A 26,569-nucleotide genomic window follows, 5' to 3' on the forward strand; every position below is an offset into this window, starting at 1 on the left:
TGTTTGGTTTTGCTCTTACGGGCATTGTTAGCGAGACATGGCCCAGGTTCATGACACTTTGGAACAGCTTACCAGGTAAAGCTGTGATTCTGTTTGTATACGCAATCATCGCAAACTTTGCACTCGCCTCTGCAAGTGGGTTGGTGAATAGCATAACTGGCGTATCAGCAAACGCCTTGCCTTACAGTCACAACTTTGCGCTTATTCTTATGGTGCCAAGCTGGTTCTTTGTTACCACCATGTTAGGGCTTGTGGGTGGTATGCTTCTTATTATTTTCTATCTGTTTTTCTTACTGCTATTGAAGCCGTTTGGCGTTGCGCGGTTTTGGCATCCAAAACACTATCGGTTTGCTACCTCTACCACATTGGCAAGACTAGCATGGACACTTGGCGTGGCGCTGCAGCTGGGAGTTTTAGCTGGGCAAGTTGGGCTACTCTCTGAATTTAGTAGTGAAAGTGCTAACCCTTTAATAAGCATAGAAAACGTAACGGAAAATGAACTTGAAAATGGTGAAGCGCAACTTACTAAGGAACAAGCGGAAGATATTTCTGAGTTAGAAAAGGACTTAACCTCGCTACTGACTAACGCAAAACAAAAGAGTGTTGATTACAAAAAGTCACAACGACGTGCCTTAGCCTATTTCATTTATGAGTTTGAAGCTGACTCACTCTCACGCTGTGCTCATCCTGAGGGAACCCGCGTTATAGAGCTTAACGACTACGAAATTTTGCAGATTGAAAAGACAGATGAAGTGGAAGAGGGATTTGTTTACACGGTTGAACCTTGTCGCTCTGCTGCAATTGGAATTTCAGTAAGTCCGTAAACTAGCGCTGAGATAATAACGGTTCAAGAAGTAAAAAAGCCCGCATGTAGCAATCTACATGCGGGCTTTTAAATCTAGCGAACAACTGCTTAGAAGCTAGCGTTGCCCGGTGTACGTGGGAATGGGATCACGTCACGTACGTTTTGCATGCCAGTTACGTATGCTACAAGGCGCTCGAAACCAAGACCGAAACCTGAGTGAGGTACGGTGCCGTAGCGGCGAAGGTCGCGATACCACGCGTAGTCTTCTTTCGATAGGCCCATTTCGTCAAGGCGTGCATCGAAAACGTCTAGGCGTTCTTCACGCTGTGAACCACCGATGATTTCACCGATGCCTGGCGCAAGTACATCCATTGCTGCAACAGTCTTACCGTCATCGTTAATGCGCATGTAGAACGCTTTAATATCTTTCGGGTAGTTCTGCATGATAATTGGCGCACCAACGTGTTCTTCTGCAAGATAGCGCTCGTGCTCAGAAGATAAATCGATACCCCATTCAACAGGGAATTCAAATTCTTTGCCGCAGTTTTGCAGAATTTCGATAGCGTCAGTGTAGTCCATGCGAACAAAGTCAGAGCTTACTAACTTTTCTAAACGCTCAATGGCGTCTTTCTTAATACGCTGAGCAAAGAACGCCATGTCGTCAGGCAGCTCTTCAAGCACGGCCTTACATACATACTTCAGCATGTCTTCAGCAAGCTGTGCTACGTCTTTCAATTCAGCAAACGCCACTTCAGGCTCAATCATCCAAAACTCGGCGAGGTGACGAGACGTGTTTGAGTTCTCTGCACGGAACGTAGGGCCGAAGGTGTACACCTTAGACATAGCTGTGCAATATGTTTCAACGTTAAGCTGACCTGATACCGTTAGGTAGGTTTCCTTGCCGAAGAAATCTTCTGAATAGTCAACATTGCCTTTGTCGTCGCGTGGAAGATTCATCATATCAAGAGTTGATACGCGGAACATTTCACCTGCACCTTCTGTGTCGCTAGCCGTTAGAATTGGCGTAGAGATCCAGAAGTAACCTTTCTCATGGAAAAAGCGGTGAATCGCCTGCGACAAACAGTTGCGAACGCGGGTTACCGCGCCGATAACGTTAGTGCGAGGGCGTAGGTGCGCATATTCGCGAAGGTACTCAATGCTGTGACGTTTAGCGGCCATTGGGTAGGTATCAGGGTTTTCTACCCAACCCAAAACTTCAACGTCAGTCGCGTCAATTTCAACGGCTTGGCCTTGGCCCTGAGACTCTTTCACTGTACCGGTAACCGATAATGAGCAGCCTGCTGTTAAGCGCTGGATATCGGCATAATTTGACAGAGAATTTAGCGCAATAACTTGTACAGGATCGAAGCAACTACCGTCGTGTAGTGCAATAAATGATAACCCCGCTTTAGAGTCGCGGCGTGTTCTTACCCAACCCTTTACGGTTACCGATTCGCCAACGGCGTACTTACCTTTAAGTACGTCAACTACGGGCGCATGCGTCATGTTAATTTCTCCGTCTTACTAATTTTATGTTGTTGCTTACTATTGAGTCATTTTCAACAACACAGTGCATTAAACTGTGAATGAAAAAATGCACTAAAATTTGCTTTATAGTCAATGTTTTTGGATTGCCATGCCGATAACTTACTAGAATCTGTATTAGCTTTTCGCTTTTCAAAAAGGCATTTCGCAATTCGCTTGGTGCCAAGTATAAGCAAAATACAGATCGAAACATGACTTGGTGATGTAAAAATAACCAATGAAATACAATCCAATAGCACGCTAGTATACCCAACATAAAGCGGGATGCCAGAGAACAGAGTGACAAATGGGAAATAAAAATGATTCGAACACGCCAGTGTCTCAGCAAGCACAAGAACCGAGTGCTACGCAAAGTGACGCTGACCGTTCTAGCGATGCCGAAAATGAGAGAAGTTCTATGACTTACGAGCAACTTGCAGAGCGACGTTCAACGCCCCGTTCTAAAACGCCTTTTTATAAGGTGATGCTTGGGTTAAACATCGTTGGCTGGGTTGGCATGGTTGTCGTACTCATACTATTTCACTATGCGCGCCCTGACTTTATCAGTGGCGTGCAGCAGTACTGGGGAATAAAAGGCGATACCAGTTGGTCTGAAAGTCATTTATCGGCCATGACCATCATGCTACAGGTATGTTTGATAGTGAGTTTGGTTAGCATAATTATGCGTGCCAGAAGAAACCGTCGTCAAAGCGATAGTTTTGGCATAAACCTATTCATTTTATTTGCTATTGCGGCGATAAGCCTAATCACACTGGCTACCACACTGGGCCTGTGAATAGAGAAAGCGCTCTACATGCGGTGCACGACAAAAACATAACTCAAGGGCAAAATGACAAAGCTTTGTGAGTAGCGCTTTCGACAAGCGGTTTTTATGTCACTTGATGGGGTTGCTGTGAGCTTCCCATCAAGTGAGCGATGCATAATAAGCGTTATTATTTACAAGGCTTGCGGCAATAACTTAAATAAAAGCTGCTTGGATAAGCCAGTACGTATAGGCCGCGTAGGCCAGCACAAATGCTCCGCCTTCCAGACGGTTTAAACGTCCTTGGCGCTTAATGCCAATACAGAAAATGAATAGGGCAATGGTTGATGCGAACATCACCATAACGTCGCGGTATAAAAACTCAGAACCTACAGCCATTGGCTGAATGGTGCCTGCAATGCCCACTACTGCCAAGGTGTTGAACATGTTAGATCCGATCACGTTACCAATGGCTAAATCGTGTTCGCCTTTCTTCACCGCCATTAGCGATGATGCAAGTTCTGGTAACGATGTACCAATTGCGATAACCGTCAACCCGATAATAGTATCGCTAACACCGAAGAAGGTGGCGACTTCTACCGCGCCCCATACCAGCATACGCGAGCTTGCAACTAGCAATAAAAGCCCCGCAATCAACCACATTACATGGGTTTTTACTGTACCTTCGTTGCTATTAATCTCTTCATCGTATTCGTCGGCGAGGGCGTCTTTGTCGCCTTTCATGCCGTGATAAATACTCCAAGAAAGCAGAAGCACAAACAGTCCTAACAAAGAGAATGCGTCGTCTTTCGAGATATTTAAGTCCCACACCTGCCATGCGGCAAAGAAGGTGATGCCAAGTAAAACAGGCAGCTCTTTCTTAATGATTTCTGATTTAACCGCAATAGGACTAATGATTGCGGTAAGGCCAAGGATTAACAAGATATTGGCGATATTAGAGCCATAGGCGTTACCCAGCGCTATGCCAGAGTTGCCTTGAATAGCTGCAAACACTGAAACGATGATTTCAGGGGCCGATGTACCAAACCCAATAATGAGCATACCGATGAGCAAGGGGGAAACACCGAAATGATTGGCAACCGATGCGGCACCACCTACAAACTTCCCTGCGCTCCAAAGCAAAACCGGTAATCCGATTAAAATAGCCAAGCTGGCTAATAACATACGTACTCCTTAAACCATTCGTATCTTGTTTGCTTACTTCAATGTATAGGCAAACTCAATAAACAAAAGTCGTTTCAATCTATTCAAATGCACATTAGTTTTTGTTGTCTTAACGATGAAAAAAAGCCGTGCTGATAATGCTATGCAAATGATGAGTAAAGCGTAAACTCAGCGCTACTTTAATCGTGTTTGTAAATTGAACAAACACAGCAATAATTGTAACTGACAACACACTATTTAGAAGCGAATTACATGCACAATACACTGATTGTTACTGATGATGTTACTCCTTTTTGTAACACAGCTTTAACCGTGCTGACTTTTCAAGATTATCTTGCTGAATTTCCAAAGTTGAACGAGCCCAAAACACGCGTTATCAATATTTGTGATACCACGCGTTACTTAAGCGAAGGGTACTATTGTTCACTTTTGGCTCAGGCACGTAATCACTCTGTATTGCCTTCTGTAAATACCATTAACGATTTACGCATGGCGGAAGAGAAAAGTATCGATCGCATCGTCTTCTCTTTATCGGTATCTCAAGACAATACGGAAATTACTGACGAGCCTATATTAGTACTTTTCGGCGAAGTGAAAGATCAGCGCTTTAAGCGTTTGGCGCGCCAAGCGTTTGAAAAATACCCGTACCCTGTTTTGGTGTTAAGCCCAACAGTTACCGATACGAAAGTGTCGCCTAAAGCCACGGGTAAAGTACAAATTGAAGGCTTTGCAAGCGTACAGGCAAAAGCGTTTAAGGACTTAAACGCCAAGCAACAAGCGCGTTTCATTGAGCAATTAGAAGCACATACCAAAATACAGTGGAAAGCCGGTAAAACGAGCAAACGTACTCGTTGGGATATGGCCATTTTGGTTAACCCTGAAGAGAGCACGCCGCCTAGTGACGAACGCGCCATTAAAAACTTTGTTAAAGCAGCTGAAAAAGTGGGCTTTCGCGCAGATGTGGTGAGTCGCCTGTCGCAAGAAGAATTGGGTCACTATGATGCATTGTTCATTCGTGAAACGACGGCGATTGACCATCATACTTACCGTTTAGCGCGTGCCGCAGAGCGAGAAGGCATTGTGGTTATGGACGATACGCAGTCAATTCTGCGCTGCTGTAACAAAGTGTACTTGCAAGATGCGTTTGCTTATCAGAAAGTGCCAGCGCCGAAAGCGACGTTTGTATCGAGCGCTACTGATGAAGTATGCGAAAAACTCATAGCTGACTTTGGTTTGCCGCTTGTTTTAAAACTGCCAGAAAGCTCGTTTTCCCGCGGCGTGCATAAAGCTGAAAATAAAGAAGCGTTAAAAACGCGCTTAGAACAAATGCTGGCTGAATCGGCGCTTGTTTTGGTTCAGGAATATATATTCACTGAATTCGACTGGCGAATTGGTGTATTAGGTGGCAAACCTATTTACGCTTGCCAATACTTTATGGTGCGCAACCATTGGCAGATATACAACCATCAGGGAGACCGATTCTCTTCGGGTGGATTTGCCACAATGCCAACATTTGAAGTACCTAAACCGGTGTTACAAGCAGCTATAAAGGCCGCTAAAGCGGTGGGTGACGGCTTGTATGGTGTAGACATCAAGCAAACTGGCAATGCAGTTTATGTTATTGAAGTGAACGATAACCCAAGTATCGACTCGGGTGTTGAAGACAAATATTTAGGCAAAGAACTGTACGAATTAATTATGCAGGAATTTGCTGACAGGTTGGAGCAAAGAGGGCGATGATTACATCGGCTGAGCGAGTAATTGAAGTGAATAATGCAAGTCCACAGGAAAGCGCAAATCGTGCATATGGCCTAGCTGAGGGCGCATCTAATACTAAATCGACAAATGGTGCCAGTGTGCCTTCTACACAGTCGAGTGTAGTGCTACGCGTTGCGACATTACACGATCTTGCTTCGCTTCAGCACATTGAGCAAACTTGTTTCACCACCGACAGGCTAAGTAAAAGCCGTTTCAAATTTTACATTGATGCACAGCACGCAGAGCTTATTGTGGCCGAGCGTGAGCCGTCGACTTCAAGTTCTAACCTCGACAAAAATAAGCCGAGTGTAAATAGCATTGTTGGCTATGGACTGTTGCTGCTGCGTCGTGGAACGCAGCTCACTAGACTGTATTCTATCGCAGTCTTGCCTGAGACGAGAGGGCTTGGCGTTGCTGAAAAGCTCATAAATAGCTTGGGGGAGCGGGCGCTTTTGCGGGGAAAGCGATTTATGCGCCTAGAAGTGGCAGTAGGTAATGCCGGCGCCATTGCTCTGTATAAAAAATTAGGGTTTAGTCAGTTTGGTATGTATACCGATTACTACGACGATCACACTGACGCATTACGTATGCAAAAAGTGTTGGTGCCGAGTAAATCAGTTAAGCCAGAGGTTTATCCGTGGTACCAACAGACGACTGATTTTACCTGCGGTCCGTCAGCATTAATGATGGCAATGTGTGCATTGAACAATCGCTATGAGATGACCCAAGAAAAAGAACTATCGTTGTGGCGTACTGCTACCACGATATTTATGATGTCAGGTCATGGCGGTTGCCACCCGGTGGGATTAGCGCTCGCCGCGGTAAACGAAGGTTATGCAGCGAAAGTGGTCATCAATCAGGATGTCCCGCTTTTTGTTGATGGCGTTAGAGATACTAACAAGAAAGCGATAGTCGAAAATGTTGAATCGCAGTTTATGGCAGAGGCGCGTAGAAAAGGCATTTCTGTTGAAATCTCTGACTGGCGAGTTGATGTTATCGACCAAACCCTTAAAGCTGGCGGGGCAGTATTGTGCTTAATCAGCACATACGCGTTTGATAAGAAAAAGGTTCCCCATTGGGTTGCGGTGACTAGCTGCGATTCTCATTGCTATTATCTGCACGATCCAGATGCGAGTGAGGGGCAGCCTGTCGAGTATCAACACATTCCGGTTGCCCGCGAAGACTTTCTAAGGCTTGCCAGCTATGGCTCGCGTAAAGTAAGAACATTGGTACTCCTTAAAAAGAAAAAGTAACACGAATTTTTGCTTAGGCCTGAGGCACGGAGAATGCTTGAGGCCTCATACCATTAGTCCGCAAAGATAAATACCCACTCAGCGAAACTTAAAATAGCCATAACCGTGGCGTGTCATCGCAGGTATTAGTGATGAACTCGTGTAACGTTAACCTTTTTATTTAGCGTTTTAAGTTGTTTTACTAATTGAGAAAGCTCTTTCACCGAACCTGAATAATCAATGTGCTTATTCATTTCTTGGCCTTTCACAGCACTTCTATAAAGCGCCTCACTTTCAAAACACGCAGTTTGCTCATTAAGCGTGTTCCATTCCGCTTTTAGGTCACTTGGAATACAGTGGCGTTTTGCAATAATTTTGTCTTTTATTTGCAACACTTTCCCGATTAATAATTGTGCATCTGTTGGCATAATAATATCTCCTGTATAGCTTTTTGTGCTTAAGTTGCTGTTTATCAAAGGCATTAAGTGTTTACTTTGATAGACGTAGTGTAAATTCAGCAACATCTCAACACACACTCATAATAAGTGTTGCAGCAAAGATGCCAACTCTTACTAGTAGATGACTTAGAACACGCCAAATGTGCCTAAATGCGGATTGCAACTGTTGAGGCTCACTAAAGCGAGAAAGAGAGCGAGGAAAAGAGAGCGAGGAAAAGAGAGCGAGGAAAAGCTAAAAGGAAAAATAGCGAAGCCGGCTAACGGATAGAGAAAAGCCCGAGCGATTTTAGTGCATGGCTTGCATGACGCCTTGAAATCTCAGGCCATGAAATATCAGAGCCATGCTGCTCATTAAGATCTAATGTGTTGGTTTAGTGGGACTGGTAGAAGTGGCTTTTTAAAAAAATAATAAACCACGTATTAACAAGATAAACCCAAGTGCTATTTATAAGCGTAGCGCTTGGGTTTATTTTTAATTTTCTTTACCTGACAATAGCAGAAGTGTGGCGTCCAAATTAACAGATTAAGTAAGATAGCGGTAACAAGGCTGAACACAATTGACGAAGGCGTTAGTGGGACAGAGGGGCTGAAATTATCTAACACGCGCTTCAGCGTACCATATTGAGAAGGCGAGGCCATAAACACAAGCTTTTCGAAGTAATGACCGTGCTCTAGCTTCCTCATGCCTTGCTCTAAAGTGGTGATCTGGGCGAAGCGTGTGGCTTTCATCGAGGCATTCTCTCGCACAACTGGCTCACTGTTTTTCTGTAAGCTTTCAAGCATGGCTTCAACCGAAGAAAAACCATGCTGCTTGGCGAGCGCTGACGAACTAGAAACTTCATCTCTCAGTGCATCATAATAACCATTGAGGTATTGACGATAATGATCCGCCAAGATGGGGACTTGAAGTGTAATGATAAACAAGACTGCAAATACAACTTTATCTAAAACACGTACTATCATTCAAATCTCGCTATAAACACTCTGCATTAATGATCTAATTAGTGACCCGCTTTAAAGTTGAATGTTCACTCTATAACAAAACTAACATCAACCCTCGGGCCAATTGACGTCAACTGGTGGTTCAAAACTCATATTTCACCCAAGAAGATAGTTAGCGTAACAATCTCACACACTATTTCAAGGCGGTGTAAATCGCATGGGTCAGCTTACTTAACTGCTCGGAAGATATAATGTAAGGAGGCATAATGTATACCAGTTTCCCGAATGGCCGTATCCACACACCATGTTTCACAAAATGGCGTTGAATTTCGGCAACATTGACGGGATTTACCGTCTCGACTACCCCTATAGCACCTAACACCCGTACGTCAGCGACTCGCGGCGAGTCTGCACATATTGCCAATTCGGTTTGTAATTGTTTCTCAATGACAGGAACTTGTTGCTGCCAATGATTTTCGTTAATGAGCGACAGACTGGCATTGGCCACCGCGCAGGCTAACGGGTTGCCCATGTAGGTTGGACCGTGCATAAAGACGCCAGGCTCCCCTTGGCAAACTCCTAAAGCTACGTCTTCGGTACACAAGGTCGCGGCCAGTGTCATATAACCACCCGTAATCGCTTTACCCAAACACATGATGTCAGGCGAAATACCTGCATGCTCGCAAGCGAAGAGCTTACCTGTACGGCCGAAGCCAGTAGCAATTTCATCGCAAATTAAAAGTACGTCGTAGGTATCGCAAAGCTGTCGGCAGCGCTTTAAGTATTCGGGGTGGTAAATACGCATGCCTCCCGCGCCTTGAACAACAGGTTCTAGGATAAGGGCTGCCATCGTGTGGTGATGCTTTTCAAAAATCTCTTCAAGTGGAAGAATGTCATCTTCGCTAAACGTTTGGCCAAAGCGAGTTTGAGGAGCGGGCGCAAAAATCTGCTTGCTTAGTACACCCTCAAATAAACTATGCATGCCGTTAACGGGATCGCACACACTCATTGCGGCAAAGGTGTCGCCATGGTAGCCATTGCGCGGCGCGACAATGCGTGACTTCTCTGAGCGCCCTTGACACGCCCAATACTGAATCGCCATTTTTATCGCAACTTCAACAGACACTGAGCCAGAGTCTGCTAAAAATACACGCTCTAACCCTGCCGGCACCATGTTCAGTAACGATTTACACAAATCTACCGCCGGCTGGTGGGTAATACCGCCAAACATAACGTGAGAAAATGCGTCAATTTGCTTGTGCGCAGCATCGTTGAGTACAGGATGGTTGTAACCGTGAATAGCTGCCCACCAGCTAGACATGCCATCTACTAGCACTTCACTTGTGGCCAAGGTAAGTTCAGCGCCTTTTGCACCAACTACTTCATAGCAGGGAAGGGGATTAACCGCCGAGGTATAGGGGTGCCAAATGTGTTGTTTATCAAATTCTATATTGTTCACAAAATAACCATTAGTAAGGGTTTTAAATTGGTCAGAGTTGACAACTCGATATTGGGGCATAGACTAAGCCAGCAATAATAATTAGTAAAGGACAGTCAATGACGCTGGCTAGTGCGCCTTCTGCGCAAACGACAACTATTCGAAACGATTGGACCAAAGCCGAAGTTGAGGCTTTGTTTGCGATGCCATTTAACGATTTACTGTTTAATGCCCAAGTAGTGCATAGACAGCATTTTAATCCGAATGAAGTGCAGGTCAGCACGCTTTTGTCGATTAAAACCGGTGCTTGCCCTGAAGACTGTAAGTACTGCCCACAAAGTGCCCGCTATGATACGGGCCTTGAGAAAGAGCGCCTGCTAGAAATCGAAAAGGTCATCCAGCGTGCGAAAGAAGCAAAGCAAGTAGGCTCAACCCGTTTTTGTATGGGGGCTGCTTGGCGAAACCCGCGCGACAGAGACATGCCTTACATTTTAAAAATGGTTGAAGAGGTGAAAAGCTTAGGCTTAGAAACCTGCATGACGCTGGGTATGTTAACCCGCGAACAAGCTGTGGCCTTAAAGCAAGCGGGTCTTGATTATTATAATCACAACCTTGATACCTCTCCGGAATACTACGGCGATATTATCACGACCCGTACTTATCAGGACCGACTGAATACATTAGAGAACGTGCGTGCGGCAGGTATGAACGTTTGCTCTGGGGGAATTGTGGGCATGGGAGAAACGGTGAGCGATCGGGCTAGTATGTTAGTGCAATTAGCAAACCTTCCTGAGCAGCCTCAAAGTGTACCTATTAACATGTTGGTTAAAGTAAAAGGTACGCCACTCGATAGTGTAGAAGACTTGGACTATTTTGAGTTCATTCGCACTATTGCCGTTGCCCGTATTATGATGCCTAAGTCACATGTGCGCTTGTCGGCAGGCCGCGAAGCAATGAACGAACAAATGCAGGCGCTTTGCTTTATGGCAGGTGCGAATTCCATTTTCTATGGCTGCAAGCTGTTAACCACATCAAATCCAGATACCCATGAAGATGTAATGCTGTTCAAGAAGCTCGGTATTAACACCGAGCGCACAAGGGATTACTCAGACGAAGCACATCAACAAGTGTTAGAAGAAGAAATTGCCCAGCAACAAGAGCAAGGCGACGACAGTAACGACTTGTTTATTGATGCAACCAAGCCTAAGGTAGCGCCAAAGAAACAGCATTTAACGGAGGCGTAATGGCCTTTCACTGGTTAGACGATTCGCTGAGCGCGCGTGCCGAGCAAGGCTTGCTGCGCCAGCGCCACTGCCAACAATACGAAAAAGACAACATTATTTGTATTAACGGTGAGCACTATCTTAACTTTTCAAGCAATGACTACCTAGGCATGCGCCAGCATGAGGGTGTATTGCAAAGTTGGGTTGAGGGGCTAGCGCAGTTTGGTGGTGGCAGCGGTGCATCGCCTTTGGTAACTGGGCACACACAGGCTCACTTGGCGCTAGAAGCCTACATTGCCGATGGGTTAAACCGAGAAGCTGCGCTGTTGTTTAACTCTGGCTTTGCCGCCAATCAGGCACTGTGCATGGCACTTTTTCCTCACATGTCTCACTCTAATAAAAGCGTAAGAGCAGGGCACATAATTGCTGATAAGCTCATGCACGCTTCGTTTTTAGAGGGGGCGCAATGTGTATCTGATAGCGCCAAGCTTCGCCGTTTCAAGCATAACGATCTAAGTCATTTAGAGAGCCTGCTATCGAGCGTTTGTCAAAGCCAGGTGCCCGATGCGGTTGGTAATTCTGGTGCAAACCAGCAAGACACTCTGATTGCCAGTGAAGGTGTGTTTAGTATGGACGGTGACGTAGCGCCTTGTGAAGATATCGCTGAACTGGCCGCTAAATATAATGCATGGTTCATGTTAGACGATGCACACGGTATGGGTGTATTGGGTGAAAACGGCTTCGGCACAGCAGAAGCACTAAACTTAAACCAGCAACAAGCGCCTATTGTTATGGGAACATTTGGCAAAGCAGTGGGCACGGCCGGCGCCTTTATTGCGGGAAGCCAAACCCTAATTGATTATCTGGTGAATTTTTCTAAACACTACGTGTATTCCACTGCCATGCCACCAGCACAAGCGGTCGCGACGTTGTACTCTCTTACACATATCGCCAGTGATACTGCCCGCCGCGAAACGCTGCATAACAATATCGCCTATTTCAGAGACTCGTTTCAAAAGCGCTTTGGACAGACACTTAATACAAGCGAGAAAGGCGATGCATCAATTGAAATCACTTTGGGGCAGTCGCAAAGCGCAATCCAGCCCATTATTGTTGGTAGCCCAGAACGTGCAGTTGCACTAAGTGAGGGGCTAAAGCAGCGCGGTATCTGGGCAACGGCTATCAGGCAGCCTACTGTACCGAAAAACCAAGACAGGCTGCGCATAACGCTTACGTCAAATCATACATCACAAGATATTGACGTATTGCTTGATGCGCTAGAACTTTCACTTAATAACTCGGCGTTGAGTGAGACTGCAGTAGAAAAAGAATCAGACAGCGCTGTGAGCACTCCTGACTCTGTAAGTAAAAAAGAGATGTAACGATGTCATTAAGTCCCGCTATAAAAGCTGCTATGTCGGCAGAATCGAGAAGTCTCTTCGACGGTAAGCTGGCGTGCGACGCGGCACAGGCGGCTTTTAAGGCAAACGGGGCTTTTTCGTCCGAGACATCTTTTGAATCTGAGAGAGCGACCTACGCTAAAGGGACTCTCACAGTTAATACTGCTTCCCCTTCAGATAGCTCCTTCAAAGCTGCGGCACATTTGAGTGCAGAGAAGAGCGTTAAGACTGAGGGCTATGTTACAGCTGAAGGCTCTATAACAACTAAAGGCTCTGTAAAAGCTGAACGCAATGATACTACTTCAGTAATTAACGAGCAGGACGTTGCACATCGTTTTTCAAAAGCGGCTGTGCAGTACAACAGTATTGCGAGTGTTCAGCGCATTATTGCCAAGCAGGCATTAGCGAACTTACCTGTAGACCTTCAGGGTACGGCTCTTGATATTGGCTGTGGTACTGGCATTCATACCCAAACGCTTGCAAGTAAAGGTGCAGCTGCAACTGGCGTAGACATTGCCGAGGGCATGTTGGCGCAGGCCAGAAAAATGTACTCCGACCCCATTTTTGTAGAAGGTAGTGCTGTTGATTTGCCTTTCTCTGATAGCCAATTTTCAACCGTATTTTCATCTATGGCGCTTCAGTGGGTTAGCGATACTCGTCTTGTCGCTAATGAGATAGCGCGAGTGCTTGAAAAGAGTGGTATTGCCGAGCTGGCGATTATGGTGGCGGGTTCATTTAATGAACTTAAAACGGCGCGCAAAGTAGCGCAGCTTCCGCAAGCCGAAACCTATATGCCGACAACCTCACAATGGGTAAATGGCTTTAAGCAGTCGGGCCTTTCTTTGCAACGGGTGATTACTAAGGACTATGTCGATACTCACTGCGATATTATGTCGCTATTGCGCTCTGTGAAAGGGGTGGGGGCAGGTGAGACCGGCCGAAAACAATCGCCGCTCACCCGTCGAGATATTAAAAAATTAGCTATGGCTTACAGCAATATGAGCGGTGTAGAAAGTAAGTTACCGCTTACCTACCGCGTGAGTCATTTTAGATTGGAAAAACGATGAAGCAGTATTTCATTACCGGTACCGACACCGAAGTAGGTAAAACCTATGTTACCTGCCAACTACTACAAGCTGCGCAAAAATCCTCGTTAAGCGCCATCGGCTACAAGCCTATTGCAGCCGGATGCGAACAGATAAACGGCGAGTGGGTTAACGAAGATGCGCTAAATATTCAGAAAGCGTGCTCCAAAATACGCGCAAATAAAGCCATTAAAATTACAGACAATAACGAGCTAAAAAGCGTAAATGAAAACAACGAAGAAAGTGGACAGACACTTCCTTTGCATCAAATAAACCCAATTGCACTAAAGCCGGCTATTGCACCACATATTGCTGCCCTTGAAGAAGGTGTTGCGTTAACGTTTGACGAGATTGCAAAAGGGCTTGACGAACTGCACGCCTATCAACCAGATCTTTTGTTAATGGAAGGTGCAGGTGGGTGGCGTTTACCGCTAACGGTAGGTGATGAGTATACGCCCACTTACTATCTTTCTGATGTCGTGAAAACACTCAAAATGGATGTGATTTTAGTTGTAGGCATGCGACTAGGTTGCTTGAATCATGCGCTATTAACCGCAGAAGCAATTCGCGCCGATGGACTTACCATTAAAGGATGGGTTGCGAACGACATCACGGGTAACATGACGCGATACCAAGAAAATCTGCACTCTCTTAAAGCCATGTTACCCGAACCGCTACTGGCAGAAATTCCTTACCAGGTAGCGCCCAACGATGAGGCGTTATTCGTCGCTATCAAGCAAATAAGTTAAATCATCACCTGAATGAATTGGCGTTTTTTCTTCACCTAGAAAGATAAAGCCGTCTTTTTCACCCACTAGGGTAAGTTGATTATGAGTAAGGCGCAGCGCTGTGCCTTCGCGAATAGCAACTACTGGCGTGGTTGGATTAAGCGTGGTGAACTCTGCCAAACGTTGGTCGCGGGTTTCGCCATTGTGACCCGGCGGCTGATAATCGGTGTAATGCGGGTTTAACTGAAACGGCACGATATCTAGTGCATCAAAACTCGGCGGCTCGATAATGGGCATGTCGTTAGTGGTTCTAATTGATTGACCACAAATATTCGAACCTGCACTCCAGCCAATATAAGGAGTGCAATCGGCGATGGCGTGCTTTATTGGCACAATAAGCGCGTTTGCATAAAGGGTAGAAAGCAGGTGAAAGGTGTTTCCACCGCCTACAACAATGGCTTGGCCGTTTTTCTTTGCGTTATTTACCGCGGCAACCGGATCTTCAACGGAATGTAGCCCAGTAACCTTGCACTCTGGCAGGGCGGTAGCAACGGCGTCTACATAGCTATCGTACGTTTGAGTGACGGCGGCATAAGGAACAAATAGAAGGTCGCGAATTTCGCCTAAGTGTGCAAAAATAAGCGCTCTAGCGTGCTCTAAGTAAGCCTCGTCGCCTTGACGCGAGCTACTTAGCATAAGTACATGTGCGGTCATACTAACTCCACAATTTTTCTGACGGCGTATCATACGTGAAACTAGGCATAAAGTTTAGTCGCGCTCCGTCACTGCGTTGAAATAGGATTTTGAATGAAACAATCTACATCGGTGTTGTTCGTGTGTTTGGGTAATATTTGTCGTTCTCCAACCGCAGAAGCCGTGTTCAAACACAAGGCTGCACAAGCCGGATTAAATATTGAAATTGACTCAGCGGGAACCCACGGCTATCACATTGGTAACCCGCCCGATAAGCGTTCGCAAGCCGCAGGCGTAGAACGAGGCTACAGTTTCAAAGGGCTAAAATGCCGACGTGTGGATGAAAACGACTTTGAGCGATTTGATTTCATTCTTGCCATGGATAACAGCAACCTTGCTAATTTGCACGGTATGTCGCCTAGCCAGTACCACGATAAAATTAAGCTGTTTCTTGATTTTGCAAATGCAGACGATAAAGAAGTACCTGATCCATATTATGGCGGCAAGCGCGGCTTTGAGCTGGTGTTGGATCTTATCGAAGAAGCGTCGGACGGTTTGATTGCGCATATTAAACAAACCCAACAACAATAAACGCAAATCATATTGATAAACCATCTCGAAAGCCCACGTTGAGAACCCGTATTGACAATGACAGGAACTAAACGCACCGCCGTCACTTTGGTTGTAATAACAGTACTTTTGTCACTCGTCATAGGTGTGGTAGGGATTGTTGGCGTGACAGGGCTGTCTGATACGGCGGCTGAACTAAAACAGCATATTATTGTTCAGCTTCAAATACCGCTTATTCTCACTGCGTGTTTAGTAGGGGCGGCACTGTCTACAAGTGGCGCTACCTTGCAAGTAGTACTGCGAAATCCCCTGGCAGATCCGGGAATTATTGGCATTACGAGTGGCGCAAGCTTGGTTGCTGCGCTTTTGCTACTGCTAACCCCACAATGGGCTACAGCGTACCTACACTATTTGCTGCCTTTGGGATGTTTTATTGGTGCGTTGTTATCTACATTTATTATCTACCGCTTAGCAAGAAAACTGTTGGGCTCCTCTACGGCTGTTATTCTAGCGGGTATTGCCATCTCTACTCTTAGCGGCGCTATTATCGCTTGGCTTTACATGTTCAGCGACGCTAATGCCCTGCGCAATCTTACTTTCTGGTTAATGGGTAGTTTGTACCAAACTAACTGGTTAATTTTGTCAGTGGGTGGCCCGTTAATCGCTGTTGCTGTCGCATTACAGCTTTATTTCGCCGGCGATTTAAACAAGCTCTATGCTGGTGAACTTGCAGCAAAAAGCAGTGGTGTGGATGTGGAGAAACTCACTGAGCGCGCACTCATTGTCTGCGCTATTGCTGTAGGCACTGCGGTGTCTATGGCAGGCTCTATTGCTTTTGTTGGCTTATTAGTACCGCATATCTTACGTTTGATCATCGGGCATAATAATCGCTATTTGTTGCCGTTAAGTGCATTAAGTGGTGCAAGTCTGCTGATGCTGGTTGCGTTAAGCTCTGAAATGACCCGTGCCATTACGCTTCCGGTGTCTATGGTAACAGCTACGTTAGGCGGTCCATTATTAATTTGGGCATTAGCTAAAGGTCAAATAAAAGGGTAGTGGAGGGGAAATGAAATGACGACAAACAATTTTAGACCCCAGCAACGCCCTGATTCTGGCAGCAATGAACGAATAAATGCTAGTGAGCAAGACACCATAATTACTAACCCTAAGGAAAACGTTAGCGTTAAAGATGACGTTGCTGATTGCAATAGCCCAGCGAATAGCCATAACCTAGCAGATAGTCGTACCGTTTTAAGCTTACAGAATGTAAAAGTGGCATCGCGACTTTCGGTGGAAGGTTTACGTGCAAAAAAAGGCGAGTGCGTTCACATTATAGGACCAAATGGGGCAGGGAAATCAACACTGTTGCTTATTCTTGCGGGCCTTATTGACGCTGATGAGGGCACCGTCATGCTGCTAGGCAAACCAATGAACGATTGGTCGCTGGCAACACTTGCGAGTGTGCGCACCTTATTAGCGCAACAAAGCGAAAGTGGTTTTCACTTGTCGGTAAAAGAATACCTAAGCTTTTATGCAACAGCACAGCAAGATGAACTAATTCCTCCGGTTTTAGAAAAAGCACTCGAAATATCGGGTTTCTTGAACCAAATTGTCACCCAGCTTTCTGGCGGCGAGCGTCAGCGAGTTGAGATTTGTCGTTCGCTTTTGCAAATTTGGCCGCAGCTAGAGCGCGGAGAGGGGGTAGTGCTTTTAGACGAGCCATTGCAAGGACTTGATATAAGGCATCAATATGCACTGGCTAGTTTGGTAAAATTCCTTTGCGATAAAGGGAATACCCTACTTATGACGTCTCACGATATCGCGCTTAGTGCCAACTATTGCGATAGTTTATGGCTTATGCAAAAAGGTCGCATGGTAGCGTTCGGTAAGCCACAAGAGGTGGCCACGCAAACAAACTTAGAAAGTGTGTTTGAATGCCATTTTGCTATAAGCAAGCACGATAACTTTCTAGAAATTCAAGTTTGCGCACCTATTTCCCTAGAATAAATGTGGTAAAGTGCCCCCAGCATTTTTTTAGATTCACATTTTCACATTAGGCTGATTAGAAAAAAGCGCTACAGACGCACTGTTAAGCGCGTTACAGTCTTTTTATTCGAAGCATCTAGCTTCAATAAATATTTTCAGTAAAACGTTTGCCCTACGTTTTTTATTCAGGAGAACACCGTTGAGTAATTGGCAAGTAGACAGTTGGAGAAATAAACCTATTCTTCAGCAACCAGAGTACGACGACAAAGTACGTTTAAAAGAAGTAGAGCAAACATTAAGTTCTTATCCACCGCTTGTATTTGCTGCTGAAGCCCGTGAGCTTAGACGCCAGCTAGGTGAAGTCAGCTTGGGTAAAGGCTTTCTTTTACAAGGCGGCGACTGTGCTGAGTCGTTTGACGAATTTAATGCGCCTAAAATTCGCGATACCTTTAAAGTTATTCTTCAAATGGCCATTGTGCTTACCTTTGCTGGTCGTTGTCCGGTAACTAAGGTTGCCCGTATGGCAGGCCAGTACGCCAAGCCGCGCTCATCAGATTTCGAAACCCGCGATGGCGTGACCTTGCCAAGCTATCGTGGTGATATCATCAACAACTTCGAATTTACCGAAGCGGCCCGTCGACCAGATCCTGACCGTTTGTTGGAAGCCTACCATCGCAGTGCGTCAACCCTGAATTTACTTCGCGCGTTCGCACAAGGTGGTTTGGCCGACCTTCATGAAGTTAACCGCTGGAACATGGCGTTCGTTGAAAACAATCCGCTTAAAGAGCGTTATTCTGATATGGCCAACCGTATTCAAGACACCCTTGAGTTTATGGATGTTATTGGTATTAACGCACAAACCAGTTCTACGCTGCACGAGACTTCACTGTTCACGTCGCATGAAGCATTGCTGTTGAACTATGAGCAGGCGCTAACACGCATCGATACCCTTACCGGTAAGCCTTACGATTGTTCGGCTCACATGGTGTGGATTGGCGAGCGTACCCGTCAACTTGACCATGCGCACGTTGAGTTTTTCCGTGGCATTCACAACCCAATTGGTGTGAAAGTGGGGCCAAGCATGCAAGAAGACGAGCTTATTCGTTTGATTGATGCGCTTAACCCGCTAAACGATCCAGGTCGTTTAACGCTAATTACGCGTATGGGCGCCGATAATTTAGCCGACAATTTGCCACGCTTATTGCGTAAAGTGAAAGCTGAAGGCAGACACGTTGTGTGGAGTTCTGACCCGATGCACGGCAATACGTTCTCGGCATCGAGCGGCTATAAAACCCGTAACTTCGATGCAATTTTGAAAGAAATTAAGCAGTTCTTCCAAGCTCACGAAGCAGAAGGTACTCACGCAGGTGGTATTCACCTTGAAATGACCGGTCAGCACGTAACGGAGTGTACAGGCGGTGCTTATGAAATTAGCGATGAAGACTTAGCGCAAGCCTACAAAACGCAATGCGACCCGCGCTTAAATGCAGACCAAGTACTTGAAATGGCATTCTTGGTGGCTGATCATTTGCGTAATGCTTAAAGTGACCAACATCGCATTGGCAAGTTGAAGAAACGGCATCATTGAGATGCCGTTTTTTTTACCTAAATTTTACGCGTATATTTGAGGTTAGGTTGATATGCTCATTGTGTTGAAGTAAACACGATTGACCTATGACCCAATTTAAACACGGTTTCTATACACTCTTTATTATGGCTGTGGCTATTTTAGGGTGTTTAGCACTTAGTAACTGGTTACTGCCGCTTGGCGGTATTCTGCTCATTCTACAGCTCGCGTGTGCCATTGTGGCGTTAACGACCTCAAGGTTTTACGGCTTGCTTGCAGGGGTAGCCGGAGCACTGAGCTTTAATTATTTTTTCACCGAGCCTTTGCACTCATTTCAAATTGCAGAAGTTGAAGACAGCATAAATTTTGTCGTTTTCATCATTGTAGCCATCCTCATTAGCGAGCTTGCTGTCTACGTCAATTCTCAACAACATGCACTACAGGTTGTTAAAACACAATCTAGTGTCCTTCGATCTGTGTCCCACGATTTGCGTACGCCGCTCTCTACCATTATCGGTTCTGTTGAAACCTATATGACATATCAAGACAAGCTTGATGACATTGAGAGACAGGCACTGTTAAAAGGGGTTCACGATGAAGGTAAACGCCTTTATGTTTACGTTGAGAACCTGCTTCAAGCCACACGAATTGAGCATAACGCGTTAGCGCTAAATTTAACCCATGTAAACCTGACTGCCTTTTTAGCTAACCTTGAAAGTCGTATTAACAGTGGTCGACTAAAAGTGATCAACAACAGTGACAGTCGCGGTATAACTGTGTCTGAATCACTGTTTGAACAAGCTTTATTTAACGTAATTGATAATGCCCTTAAATTCAGCGATGACAGTGTATTGCTGATGGTTAGCCACTCTGATGGAGAGTTTAAGTTTCAAATAGCCGATAAAGGCGAAGGGATCAGCGATGAACAGCTACAAGCGCCAATACAGCTTTTTCAAACCAGTCGTCGCAGCGATAGTGGAAAAGGCGGCATTGGCTTAGGACTAAGCGTAGCAGCAGGCATAGTTCACGCCCATAGTGGTGCTATCAAGCTGTCGAATACCACACCAGGCCTTCTCGTCAGTATTACAATTCCAAAAAGGGATTAGCGCAATGAGCCACACCATTCTACTTGTTGAAGATGATGCGAATATTCGTCAGATGCTGAGCATTGCGCTAGGTGCAGAAGGCTACCTTTGTGTTGAAGCTGCTTCGGTTCGAGAAGCTTTGTCATTGTTTAATCAGCACCGTCCTGACCTTGTCATACTCGATTTAGGGTTACCTGATGGTGAGGGGAGTGAAGTACTTAAACGCATAAGAGAATCTAGTCGCCTGCCAGTGCTCGTGTTGTCTGCAAGAGATCAGGAGTTAGACAAGGTCGACCTGTTGTCCCGGGGGGCCAATGATTATGTTAGCAAGCCTTTTGGGATCAGAGAGCTTGTCACCCGGGTGAAAGTACTGCTTAGAGACTTCAATCCTGTGGTTGAGCCCACAACGCCCACACGACAGATTGGCAAGATAGCATTGGATATTACCGAGCGACGGCTGCTCGTTGAAGGCGAAGTTATCGCGCTCGCCCCAAAAGAAGTTCAGCTTCTTGACGAGCTTACAAAACAGCCTGGGGCGTTTGTTAGTCAGCAAGAATTGTTAAGAAGAATATGGGGTCTGCATCACAGTGAAGATACCCACTACATCCGCGTTCTTGTAAGACAGCTAAGAAAGAAGATAGATCCGTTCGAGAAAGATTTAATAGAGACAATGCCTAAACAAGGCTACCGAATAGCGGTTGATAAACCGGAGGCTAATTAATGTCGCACTTTAGTGTAATTGGGCTTGGCAAGTTTGGCTTAACGGCCAGTTTAGAGTTAATTCATATGGGACACACCGTTACAGGAATTGACCAAAGTGAAAAGCTGGTTGAACAGTATGCAGGTGAGTTTACACAGTGCGTTGTGTGTGATGCCAGTGATGAGCGTGCACTCAAGGAATTAAACTTGTGTCAGAGCGAAGCCGTGCTTGTTGCTATTGGCGAGGATATGCAAGCTAGCTTACTGTGTACGTTGGCACTAAAAAACTTGGGCGTAGCCAATATTTGGGTGAAAGCTAATAGCTCTGCTCACCACGCTATTTTATCCAAGCTGGGTGTGTCGAAAATTATTCATCCTGAAGAAGAGATGGGAGCAAGGGTGGCGCAAGCGCTTAACTACCCAATGGTGAATGACTACTTGGGTATAGGGCACGGCGTTTATATCGTTGATGTCATTTTGTCTGATCACTTTTCTTCACAGCGCTTAAAAGACGTGCTGTCCGTCGGTAAGGGGCAAGTCTCTTGTTTGTTAGTTAAGCGAGGTCACCAGCTACATCATAATCCATCGTTAGACTTTGAAGTTACTTCGAAAGATACCGTTATCCTCTGCGGCCATAGAGAGAACCTTGTTAAAATAGCGCCTAGGCTAGCACAATGAACAGATGGGATCCTAGCTACAGACCGATAGAGCGCTCGCCTAAAGGTATTAATAAAATTCAGGTAGGGCCGCCTCTTATTCTCTCTCTAAGCTTTGTGGCGGTGATTTTCTTAGGCACCGTTATCCTAAAATTACCAATGATGACTCATGAGCCCATCTCGTGGATCCAAAGCCTATTTACTTCCACATCGGCGGTGACAGTAACGGGTCTTGTGGTAGTCGATACCGGATCTGTTTTTACAACTGCTGGACAAGCGGTGATTGCGGTTTTAATTCAGCTGGGGGGCCTAGGGCTGATGACGTTTGCCATCGTCACGCTCATTGCCTTAGGAAGTAAAATCAGTTTCTTGCAGCAATCGGCAGTGAAGGAGGCGTTTAATCAAACAGATTTATCAACGCTTGTGTCTACAGCAAAGTCGGTACTGATTTTTGCCTTCTTCGTTGAGTTAGTGGGTTTTTGTATTCTGTCGGCCTACTGGATGCAGGAAAAAGGAGTAAGTGAAGCGTTATTTCACGCGTTTTTTTACACCATCTCTGCGTTCAACAACGCAGGATTTGCACTTAGTGGGGATAGTCTTTCCGCCTATGTGGGAGACCCGATTATCAACATCACTATTTCTGCATTATTTATTATTGGTGGTCTCGGGTTTTCCGTTTGGATAGAGCTTCATAAAAAGCGCAGATGGCAACGCATCTCTGTGTATGCCAAGACAATGATATTGGGTACGCTAATTGTCAATGTAACCGCCTTTTTGCTTATCTTTGTTATTGAAAGTGATAATCCTGCAACCTTGGCGAACCTCGATACTCAAAGCGCATTATGGGCATCATGGTTTCAAGCCGTTACTCCAAGAACAGCCGGCTTTAATACGCTGGATATAGCATCGTTAGAAGATCCAACGACAGCATTAATGTTGTTGTTAATGTTTATCGGCGGGGGCTCAATGAGTACCGCAAGCGGTATAAAACTGATGACTTTCATCGTTTTGATCATTGCCGCATACAACTATATTCAGCGGGGAGCTGCACCACGACTCTTTGGCAGAACAATTTCAAATGACACTATCAGCAAAGCGCTAGCGCTTACGATGATTTCCATAGGTATTACGTGGATAGCTATTTTTCTTTTATTAATGTCAGAAAAAGCTGACTTTTTGGATATCGTGTTCGAAGCGGTTTCTGCTCTTGGGACCGTGGGTCTTTCCAGAGGGTTAACTGGCGAACTGTCAAACAGTGGTGAGTGGATCATTATCTTACTGATGTACGCGGGTAGATTAGGGCCTTTGACATTGGCTTATTTTATTGCCAGCCCTCGAATAAGCCGCATTAAATACCCAGAAGCTAAACTAGCAATTGGTTAACCTGCAAAAATAGCGGCTCGTTCATCTTCACTTAAAATACCGACGAAGATGGTTTCTCTTCTTAAGTTGGCTGTACGCTCGTCGTCAGCCAAAAGAAGCGCCTTAAATACGTCTGGTTGATGGCGAGCCTCAATTATTCCTTTCCAAAGAAGGTAGCTTCCATAGCGCATCATTTTGTTGTGATAACGGGTTTCTAATGTTTTTTCGACTTCTTCGAATAGCTCTGGTTGCAACATCAGTTTGTCGGCAATGGCATTATGTATTTTTTTGATACGTTCGTTTACGTCACTTTGACGTTGCTTTCTGGGTCTTGCTAACATAAATCTTAGTGTGGTTAGAGTTTACTCATTTTGCCATTAGGGGACGCTGAGTCCCCGTGTGATTGCTAGTCGTCATTTAATAGCGGTTCTACAACAGACTCTAAGCCGTTTAGCTTAATTTCATACATTAAAGCGAGCTGTTCACCAAGCTTGTTTTCTGGAAAGCCTTGCTTGTGAAACCAGACCAAATAGGGTTCAGGTAAATGAAATAGGCGTCTTCCAGCGTATTTGCCAAAGGGCATCACTTGGTTAATAGCGGCTTTAATAAGCGTTGGGTCCATTTACTGATTACCTTTTGTCTTGGGATTTTCGTTGAGGTCTTCATCTTCACGTTGTTGTGCTTGCCATAGTGCTGCGTATTCACCACCTTGCTCAAGCAAATAAGTGTGTGTCCCTTCCTCTACAATGGTACCGTTTTTAAGTACAAGGATCTTGTCGGCATCAACAATTGTGGACAGTCTATGGGCGATGACTAAGCTGGTGTGTCCTTTAGCAGCGTCGCGAAGGGCCGCTAATATCGCACGTTCTGACGTGCTGTCTAACGAGCTGGTGGCTTCATCAAAAATCATGATTGGCGCGCCTTTAAGTAAGGCCCTTGCGATAGAAACGCGCTGCTTTTCGCCACCAGAAAGTTTTAGGCCTCGCTCACCTACCGTTGTGTCTAGCTTTTCAGGTAGGCTTTCTACAAATGCTTCAAGATGCGCGAGTTTGATAACTTGCTTAATGTCTTCATCGCTGGCGTCAGGGTTACCGTAGCGAATATTCTCTAGCAAGGTAGTGTTAAACAGCACCGTATCCTGAGGGACAATGCCGATATGTGAACGCAGACTTTGTTGCGTAACCGATGCGATGTCTTTTCCATTTATCGTGATGTCGCCCTGTTGAGGCTCATAAAACCGAAAGAGTAGTTTCATCAGCGTTGATTTTCCTGCGCCGCTTTCACCCACTACCGCTACTTTTGAGCCTGGCGGTACATCAAAGCTTAAGCCGTTAAGTATTTGTCGATTCTCAGTGTATGCAAAATGCACATTGTTAAATCGCAGTGCAGGGTTCGCACAGGTTAATTCTGTAGCGTCGTGGGCATCTTTTATGGCCGGCGTTTGGGCGAGAAGGTCAAACAACTTATCGATATTCGCAAGGCTCCCTCGAATTTCACGGTACACAAACCCCAAGAAATTTAAGGGCATAAAAATTTGCATGGTGAAGGCGTTTATCAATACAAAGTCACCTATGGTCATTTCGCCATTCATGACGCCAAAGGCGGCGTTTGCCATCATAGATGTCATGGCGATAGCGATAATGGCAGCTTGACCGCCATTCAATGCAAATAGCGACAAGCGGTTTTTTCTTCGTGCCTTTTCCCATGCAGCTAAATCCGTGTCGTAGCGATTGGCTTCAAAGGATTCGTTGTTAAAATATTTAAAAATGTAATATTGGGATAACACTTGAAGAATACTCAACCTACTAACAAAAAAATAAAAAAAACTTCTTAAGATTTTGAAAAAATTTACTAGAAATATAAATAAGCAAGTTTTAAAAGTGGTAATTATATTATGGCTCGTAAAAATAGATTTAGTAGTAAAGTAGTTAAACCTGTTTCAAACAGAAGTGATGAAACTACATTTGATGGATTACCTCAAATCAAGTTTGATTCGGACGGATTATCAAAAACTAATATTACCAAAAGTAATGGTTCAAAAGCTATTTTAGTATTTAGCAATGAAAAAAAGATTAACCCGCTAAAGCTATCTAACCGTCAACGAAAAGGAAAAGTCTTTCCTGAATGGTTTCCAGAATTATATAAATACAACGAGAACATAGCGATTGAATTAGCAAGAGCGCTGTTAAAAATTTTACAAACTAAAAACTGGCACTCTGCAATCCCACTACCATTTAAGTATTTATCCCAATATATTATCAAAAATAACCTTACGAGCTTATCGGATATTGATTTAAAAACATTTGATGAAGTGATGAGTTCAGTTGTTCATAGTCGCCCAAGAGCAACATTTATGAATTTAAAAGAACTGATTCTCATGTTGCCTTCGGTAACAAATGAAGCCAAATTAGATATTAATTCTGCACATTACAAGAAACCCCAAATTGACAAGTCAAAAAAATCAGTCGAAGAGAGAGTAGAAGCTTCAATTTTAAACTCGGACTACTCAGATTATGTCATGTTCCAAATATATGCATATGGAAATGCTTGCCTGTCTGAAATAAACGAAGCTATAACACAAACAGAAGAATATATTGACGAAGGCAATAATCAATCTTTCTTCGAGGATGACGGGAATAACACATACGCTCTTCTAATTAAGAAAGGAGATATTAAAAGTTATGATATGGCAATTCAAATGGAGTTGGCTGACTCATACAAAATTAATAAAGCCGCAGATCTTATCAAGAAAGGACTTAACAAAGAGCAATACGATGAGTTTAAAGAAGAAATTTTTGCTTCCAATTATTCGAACTTAATAAAATCTGACTGGCCTACTGACTTACATTGCGATGAATACGTTAATTTCCTGTGTTCGAAAGTTATCCCATCAGCATTGAAAAATTGCATCAGCTACAAGATAACCTTCTTTACTCAATTCGAGACAAACAGCGGCTTAAGAATCGATTCAGTATTAAACTTCTTCAACACAGGCCATAAATCAAATAGTGCGATAAAGTACTTAATCCCTTACGAACAATATAAAGTTGAAAAATATTTTGTTTATTCTTGCTTTTATAAAACCAGTGGAGATAGAAAATTCACAGGCGAAGGAATACATAATATTGTCCTAGGGCGGACTCTGCAATTTGACTTTCTGTTACTTCTTATTATTGCTGCTGAATCTGGTCGCAACAAAGAAGTCATTATGTCTATTCCTAATTATGTGCAAGGAATTCATATATTAGAAAATGATGATTTATTTTCTACAGAAGATGCTGTCGAATTGATCGGCAGTAAAAAAAGAGGTCATGCACACAGAGGTGCGGCCCAAATAGAATCATTTTCCGTTCCAAAAACATCAGTTCTTTTCGAGCATTTAGTACAATATTAATAATATTAGACAAGGC

General features: G+C 44.7%; 25 protein-coding genes and 1 pseudogene. 17 read left to right on the forward strand and 9 right to left on the reverse strand.

Features of this window, described 5'->3' with window-relative positions; genetic code table 11:
• The first annotated feature begins 50 nt into the window (after positions 1 to 50).
• On the forward strand, positions 51 to 824 hold the full coding sequence (locus tag ACFI6J_RS12250) for a hypothetical protein (protein WP_232375998.1): 774 nt from the start codon (positions 51 to 53) through the stop codon (positions 822 to 824).
• 89 nt (positions 825 to 913) lie between these two features.
• On the opposite strand, the gene asnS is transcribed toward ACFI6J_RS12250, so the two are convergent.
• Positions 914 to 2,311, reverse strand: coding sequence for an asparagine--tRNA ligase (gene asnS / locus ACFI6J_RS12255; RefSeq protein WP_014948897.1), 1,398 nt, complete (start codon positions 2,309 to 2,311; stop codon positions 914 to 916).
• 325 nt (positions 2,312 to 2,636) lie between these two features.
• On the opposite strand from asnS, the gene ACFI6J_RS12260 reads away from it, so the two are divergent.
• Positions 2,637 to 3,125: a hypothetical protein gene (locus tag ACFI6J_RS12260; protein WP_014976053.1), complete on the forward strand. Its 489-nt coding sequence runs from the start codon at positions 2,637 to 2,639 to the stop codon at positions 3,123 to 3,125.
• A 183-nt stretch (positions 3,126 to 3,308) separates the two neighbouring features.
• Here the strand turns inward: ACFI6J_RS12260 and ACFI6J_RS12265 are convergent, their stop codons facing one another.
• The gene (locus ACFI6J_RS12265; RefSeq protein ID WP_014948899.1) at positions 3,309 to 4,277 is read right to left on the reverse strand and encodes a calcium/sodium antiporter; all 969 of its coding nucleotides are present in this window, start codon (positions 4,275 to 4,277) and stop codon (positions 3,309 to 3,311) included.
• A 252-nt stretch (positions 4,278 to 4,529) separates the two neighbouring features.
• Here ACFI6J_RS12265 and ACFI6J_RS12270 point away from each other — a divergent pair, with 252 nt between their 5' ends.
• Positions 4,530 to 6,017 carry a RimK family protein gene (locus ACFI6J_RS12270; RefSeq protein WP_014976055.1) on the forward strand — a complete coding sequence of 496 codons (1,488 nt, stop codon included), beginning with the start codon at positions 4,530 to 4,532 and terminating at the stop codon, positions 6,015 to 6,017.
• Positions 6,014 to 7,288, forward strand: a complete 1,275-nt coding sequence (locus tag ACFI6J_RS12275; RefSeq protein WP_462586173.1) for a GNAT family N-acetyltransferase/peptidase C39 family protein — start codon at positions 6,014 to 6,016, stop codon at positions 7,286 to 7,288. The genes ACFI6J_RS12270 and ACFI6J_RS12275 overlap by 4 nt, the downstream gene beginning before the upstream one ends.
• A gap of 125 nt (positions 7,289 to 7,413) precedes the next feature.
• On the opposite strand, the gene ACFI6J_RS12280 is transcribed toward ACFI6J_RS12275, so the two are convergent.
• The 3 genes from ACFI6J_RS12280 to bioA form a co-directional block, all read right to left on the reverse strand.
• Positions 7,414 to 7,695, reverse strand: coding sequence for a hypothetical protein (locus ACFI6J_RS12280; protein WP_039233500.1), 282 nt, complete (start codon positions 7,693 to 7,695; stop codon positions 7,414 to 7,416).
• Positions 7,696 to 8,166: 471 nt separating this feature from the next.
• The gene (locus ACFI6J_RS12285; protein WP_014948903.1) at positions 8,167 to 8,688 is read right to left on the reverse strand and encodes a DUF2937 family protein; all 522 of its coding nucleotides are present in this window, start codon (positions 8,686 to 8,688) and stop codon (positions 8,167 to 8,169) included.
• Positions 8,689 to 8,860: 172 nt separating this feature from the next.
• Entirely contained in the window at positions 8,861 to 10,126 is a 1,266-nt protein-coding gene (gene bioA, locus ACFI6J_RS12290; protein WP_462586174.1) for an adenosylmethionine--8-amino-7-oxononanoate transaminase, read from the reverse strand.
• A 98-nt stretch (positions 10,127 to 10,224) separates the two neighbouring features.
• Here bioA and bioB point away from each other — a divergent pair, with 98 nt between their 5' ends.
• From bioB to bioD, 4 genes are read left to right on the forward strand one after another with little or no spacing between them, the layout of a single operon-like run.
• A complete protein-coding gene (gene bioB, locus ACFI6J_RS12295) occupies positions 10,225 to 11,349 on the forward strand; it encodes a biotin synthase BioB (RefSeq protein ID WP_061485293.1) in 1,125 nt (374 codons plus the stop codon).
• On the forward strand, positions 11,349 to 12,710 hold the full coding sequence (locus ACFI6J_RS12300) for an aminotransferase class I/II-fold pyridoxal phosphate-dependent enzyme (RefSeq protein WP_348670581.1): 1,362 nt from the start codon (positions 11,349 to 11,351) through the stop codon (positions 12,708 to 12,710). Before bioB ends, ACFI6J_RS12300 begins: the two co-directional genes overlap by 1 nt.
• A gap of 2 nt (positions 12,711 to 12,712) precedes the next feature.
• Positions 12,713 to 13,795, forward strand: coding sequence for a methyltransferase domain-containing protein (locus ACFI6J_RS12305; RefSeq protein WP_283626366.1), 1,083 nt, complete (start codon positions 12,713 to 12,715; stop codon positions 13,793 to 13,795).
• Positions 13,792 to 14,562: a dethiobiotin synthase gene (gene bioD / locus ACFI6J_RS12310; RefSeq protein WP_131136982.1), complete on the forward strand. Its 771-nt coding sequence runs from the start codon at positions 13,792 to 13,794 to the stop codon at positions 14,560 to 14,562. The genes ACFI6J_RS12305 and bioD overlap by 4 nt, the downstream gene beginning before the upstream one ends.
• On the opposite strand, the gene pepE is transcribed toward bioD, so the two are convergent.
• A complete protein-coding gene (gene pepE, locus ACFI6J_RS12315) occupies positions 14,533 to 15,255 on the reverse strand; it encodes a dipeptidase PepE (RefSeq protein ID WP_239220151.1) in 723 nt (240 codons plus the stop codon). The genes bioD and pepE overlap by 30 nt on opposite strands.
• Before the next feature lie 93 nt (positions 15,256 to 15,348).
• Between pepE and ACFI6J_RS12320 the strand changes: the two genes are divergently transcribed.
• The 8 genes from ACFI6J_RS12320 to ACFI6J_RS12355 all read left to right on the forward strand — a co-directional run bounded on the left by ACFI6J_RS12320 (position 15,349) and on the right by ACFI6J_RS12355 (position 23,180).
• Complete coding sequence (locus ACFI6J_RS12320) at positions 15,349 to 15,825, forward strand: low molecular weight protein-tyrosine-phosphatase (RefSeq protein WP_239220152.1); 477 nt, start codon at positions 15,349 to 15,351, stop codon at positions 15,823 to 15,825.
• Positions 15,826 to 15,882: 57 nt separating this feature from the next.
• Positions 15,883 to 16,860: a FecCD family ABC transporter permease gene (locus ACFI6J_RS12325; RefSeq protein ID WP_061094643.1), complete on the forward strand. Its 978-nt coding sequence runs from the start codon at positions 15,883 to 15,885 to the stop codon at positions 16,858 to 16,860.
• Between the two features lie 15 nt (positions 16,861 to 16,875).
• Entirely contained in the window at positions 16,876 to 17,811 is a 936-nt protein-coding gene (locus tag ACFI6J_RS12330; protein ID WP_239220153.1) for an ABC transporter ATP-binding protein, read from the forward strand.
• Positions 17,812 to 17,989: 178 nt separating this feature from the next.
• Positions 17,990 to 19,333 (forward strand): class II 3-deoxy-7-phosphoheptulonate synthase, encoded by a 1,344-nt coding sequence (locus ACFI6J_RS12335; RefSeq protein WP_014978802.1) that lies wholly within the window; start codon positions 17,990 to 17,992, stop codon positions 19,331 to 19,333.
• A gap of 131 nt (positions 19,334 to 19,464) precedes the next feature.
• Positions 19,465 to 20,463: a sensor histidine kinase gene (locus ACFI6J_RS12340; RefSeq protein WP_156078139.1), complete on the forward strand. Its 999-nt coding sequence runs from the start codon at positions 19,465 to 19,467 to the stop codon at positions 20,461 to 20,463.
• A gap of 4 nt (positions 20,464 to 20,467) precedes the next feature.
• Positions 20,468 to 21,163, forward strand: coding sequence for a response regulator transcription factor (locus ACFI6J_RS12345; RefSeq protein ID WP_075176251.1), 696 nt, complete (start codon positions 20,468 to 20,470; stop codon positions 21,161 to 21,163).
• Positions 21,163 to 21,819 (forward strand): potassium channel family protein, encoded by a 657-nt coding sequence (locus tag ACFI6J_RS12350; protein ID WP_014948916.1) that lies wholly within the window; start codon positions 21,163 to 21,165, stop codon positions 21,817 to 21,819. The genes ACFI6J_RS12345 and ACFI6J_RS12350 overlap by 1 nt, the downstream gene beginning before the upstream one ends.
• Positions 21,816 to 23,180, forward strand: a complete 1,365-nt coding sequence (locus tag ACFI6J_RS12355) for a TrkH family potassium uptake protein (RefSeq protein WP_156078140.1) — start codon at positions 21,816 to 21,818, stop codon at positions 23,178 to 23,180. Before ACFI6J_RS12350 ends, ACFI6J_RS12355 begins: the two co-directional genes overlap by 4 nt.
• Here the strand turns inward: ACFI6J_RS12355 and ACFI6J_RS12360 are convergent.
• From ACFI6J_RS12360 to ACFI6J_RS12370, 3 genes and pseudogenes are all read right to left on the reverse strand, one after another.
• Positions 23,177 to 23,500 (reverse strand): hypothetical protein, encoded by a 324-nt coding sequence (locus tag ACFI6J_RS12360; protein ID WP_156078141.1) that lies wholly within the window; start codon positions 23,498 to 23,500, stop codon positions 23,177 to 23,179. The genes ACFI6J_RS12355 and ACFI6J_RS12360 overlap by 4 nt on opposite strands.
• A 65-nt stretch (positions 23,501 to 23,565) precedes the next feature.
• Positions 23,566 to 23,781 (reverse strand): DUF3820 family protein, encoded by a 216-nt coding sequence (locus ACFI6J_RS12365; RefSeq protein WP_014948919.1) that lies wholly within the window; start codon positions 23,779 to 23,781, stop codon positions 23,566 to 23,568.
• Positions 23,782 to 24,942: pseudogene (locus ACFI6J_RS12370) on the reverse strand (ABCB family ABC transporter ATP-binding protein/permease); the annotation flags it as partial.
• A gap of 111 nt (positions 24,943 to 25,053) precedes the next feature.
• On the opposite strand from ACFI6J_RS12370, the gene ACFI6J_RS12375 reads away from it, so the two are divergent.
• Positions 25,054 to 26,553, forward strand: coding sequence for a hypothetical protein (locus ACFI6J_RS12375; RefSeq protein WP_462586175.1), 1,500 nt, complete (start codon positions 25,054 to 25,056; stop codon positions 26,551 to 26,553).
• Positions 26,554 to 26,569: the final 16 nt, after the last annotated feature.

It is taken from the genome of Alteromonas sp. G4i13 (genome assembly GCF_054960505.1).

Coding starts and splice junctions, on each gene's coding strand:
- ACFI6J_RS12250 (WP_232375998.1), top strand. CDS start 51: ATGACACTTTGGAACAGCTTACCAGGTAAAGCTGTGATTCTGTTTGTA.
- asnS (WP_014948897.1), bottom strand. CDS start 2,311: ATGACGCATGCGCCCGTAGTTGACGTACTTAAAGGTAAGTACGCCGTT.
- ACFI6J_RS12260 (WP_014976053.1), top strand. CDS start 2,637: ATGGGAAATAAAAATGATTCGAACACGCCAGTGTCTCAGCAAGCACAA.
- ACFI6J_RS12265 (WP_014948899.1), bottom strand. CDS start 4,277: ATGTTATTAGCCAGCTTGGCTATTTTAATCGGATTACCGGTTTTGCTT.
- ACFI6J_RS12270 (WP_014976055.1), top strand. CDS start 4,530: ATGCACAATACACTGATTGTTACTGATGATGTTACTCCTTTTTGTAAC.
- ACFI6J_RS12275 (WP_462586173.1), top strand. CDS start 6,014: ATGATTACATCGGCTGAGCGAGTAATTGAAGTGAATAATGCAAGTCCA.
- ACFI6J_RS12280 (WP_039233500.1), bottom strand. CDS start 7,695: ATGCCAACAGATGCACAATTATTAATCGGGAAAGTGTTGCAAATAAAA.
- ACFI6J_RS12285 (WP_014948903.1), bottom strand. CDS start 8,688: ATGATAGTACGTGTTTTAGATAAAGTTGTATTTGCAGTCTTGTTTATC.
- bioB (WP_061485293.1), top strand. CDS start 10,225: ATGACGCTGGCTAGTGCGCCTTCTGCGCAAACGACAACTATTCGAAAC.
- ACFI6J_RS12300 (WP_348670581.1), top strand. CDS start 11,349: ATGGCCTTTCACTGGTTAGACGATTCGCTGAGCGCGCGTGCCGAGCAA.
- ACFI6J_RS12305 (WP_283626366.1), top strand. CDS start 12,713: ATGTCATTAAGTCCCGCTATAAAAGCTGCTATGTCGGCAGAATCGAGA.
- bioD (WP_131136982.1), top strand. CDS start 13,792: ATGAAGCAGTATTTCATTACCGGTACCGACACCGAAGTAGGTAAAACC.
- pepE (WP_239220151.1), bottom strand. CDS start 15,255: ATGACCGCACATGTACTTATGCTAAGTAGCTCGCGTCAAGGCGACGAG.
- ACFI6J_RS12320 (WP_239220152.1), top strand. CDS start 15,349: ATGAAACAATCTACATCGGTGTTGTTCGTGTGTTTGGGTAATATTTGT.
- ACFI6J_RS12325 (WP_061094643.1), top strand. CDS start 15,883: ATGACAGGAACTAAACGCACCGCCGTCACTTTGGTTGTAATAACAGTA.
- ACFI6J_RS12330 (WP_239220153.1), top strand. CDS start 16,876: ATGACGACAAACAATTTTAGACCCCAGCAACGCCCTGATTCTGGCAGC.
- ACFI6J_RS12340 (WP_156078139.1), top strand. CDS start 19,465: ATGACCCAATTTAAACACGGTTTCTATACACTCTTTATTATGGCTGTG.
- ACFI6J_RS12345 (WP_075176251.1), top strand. CDS start 20,468: ATGAGCCACACCATTCTACTTGTTGAAGATGATGCGAATATTCGTCAG.
- ACFI6J_RS12350 (WP_014948916.1), top strand. CDS start 21,163: ATGTCGCACTTTAGTGTAATTGGGCTTGGCAAGTTTGGCTTAACGGCC.
- ACFI6J_RS12355 (WP_156078140.1), top strand. CDS start 21,816: ATGAACAGATGGGATCCTAGCTACAGACCGATAGAGCGCTCGCCTAAA.
- ACFI6J_RS12360 (WP_156078141.1), bottom strand. CDS start 23,500: ATGTTAGCAAGACCCAGAAAGCAACGTCAAAGTGACGTAAACGAACGT.
- ACFI6J_RS12365 (WP_014948919.1), bottom strand. CDS start 23,781: ATGGACCCAACGCTTATTAAAGCCGCTATTAACCAAGTGATGCCCTTT.
- ACFI6J_RS12375 (WP_462586175.1), top strand. CDS start 25,054: ATGGCTCGTAAAAATAGATTTAGTAGTAAAGTAGTTAAACCTGTTTCA.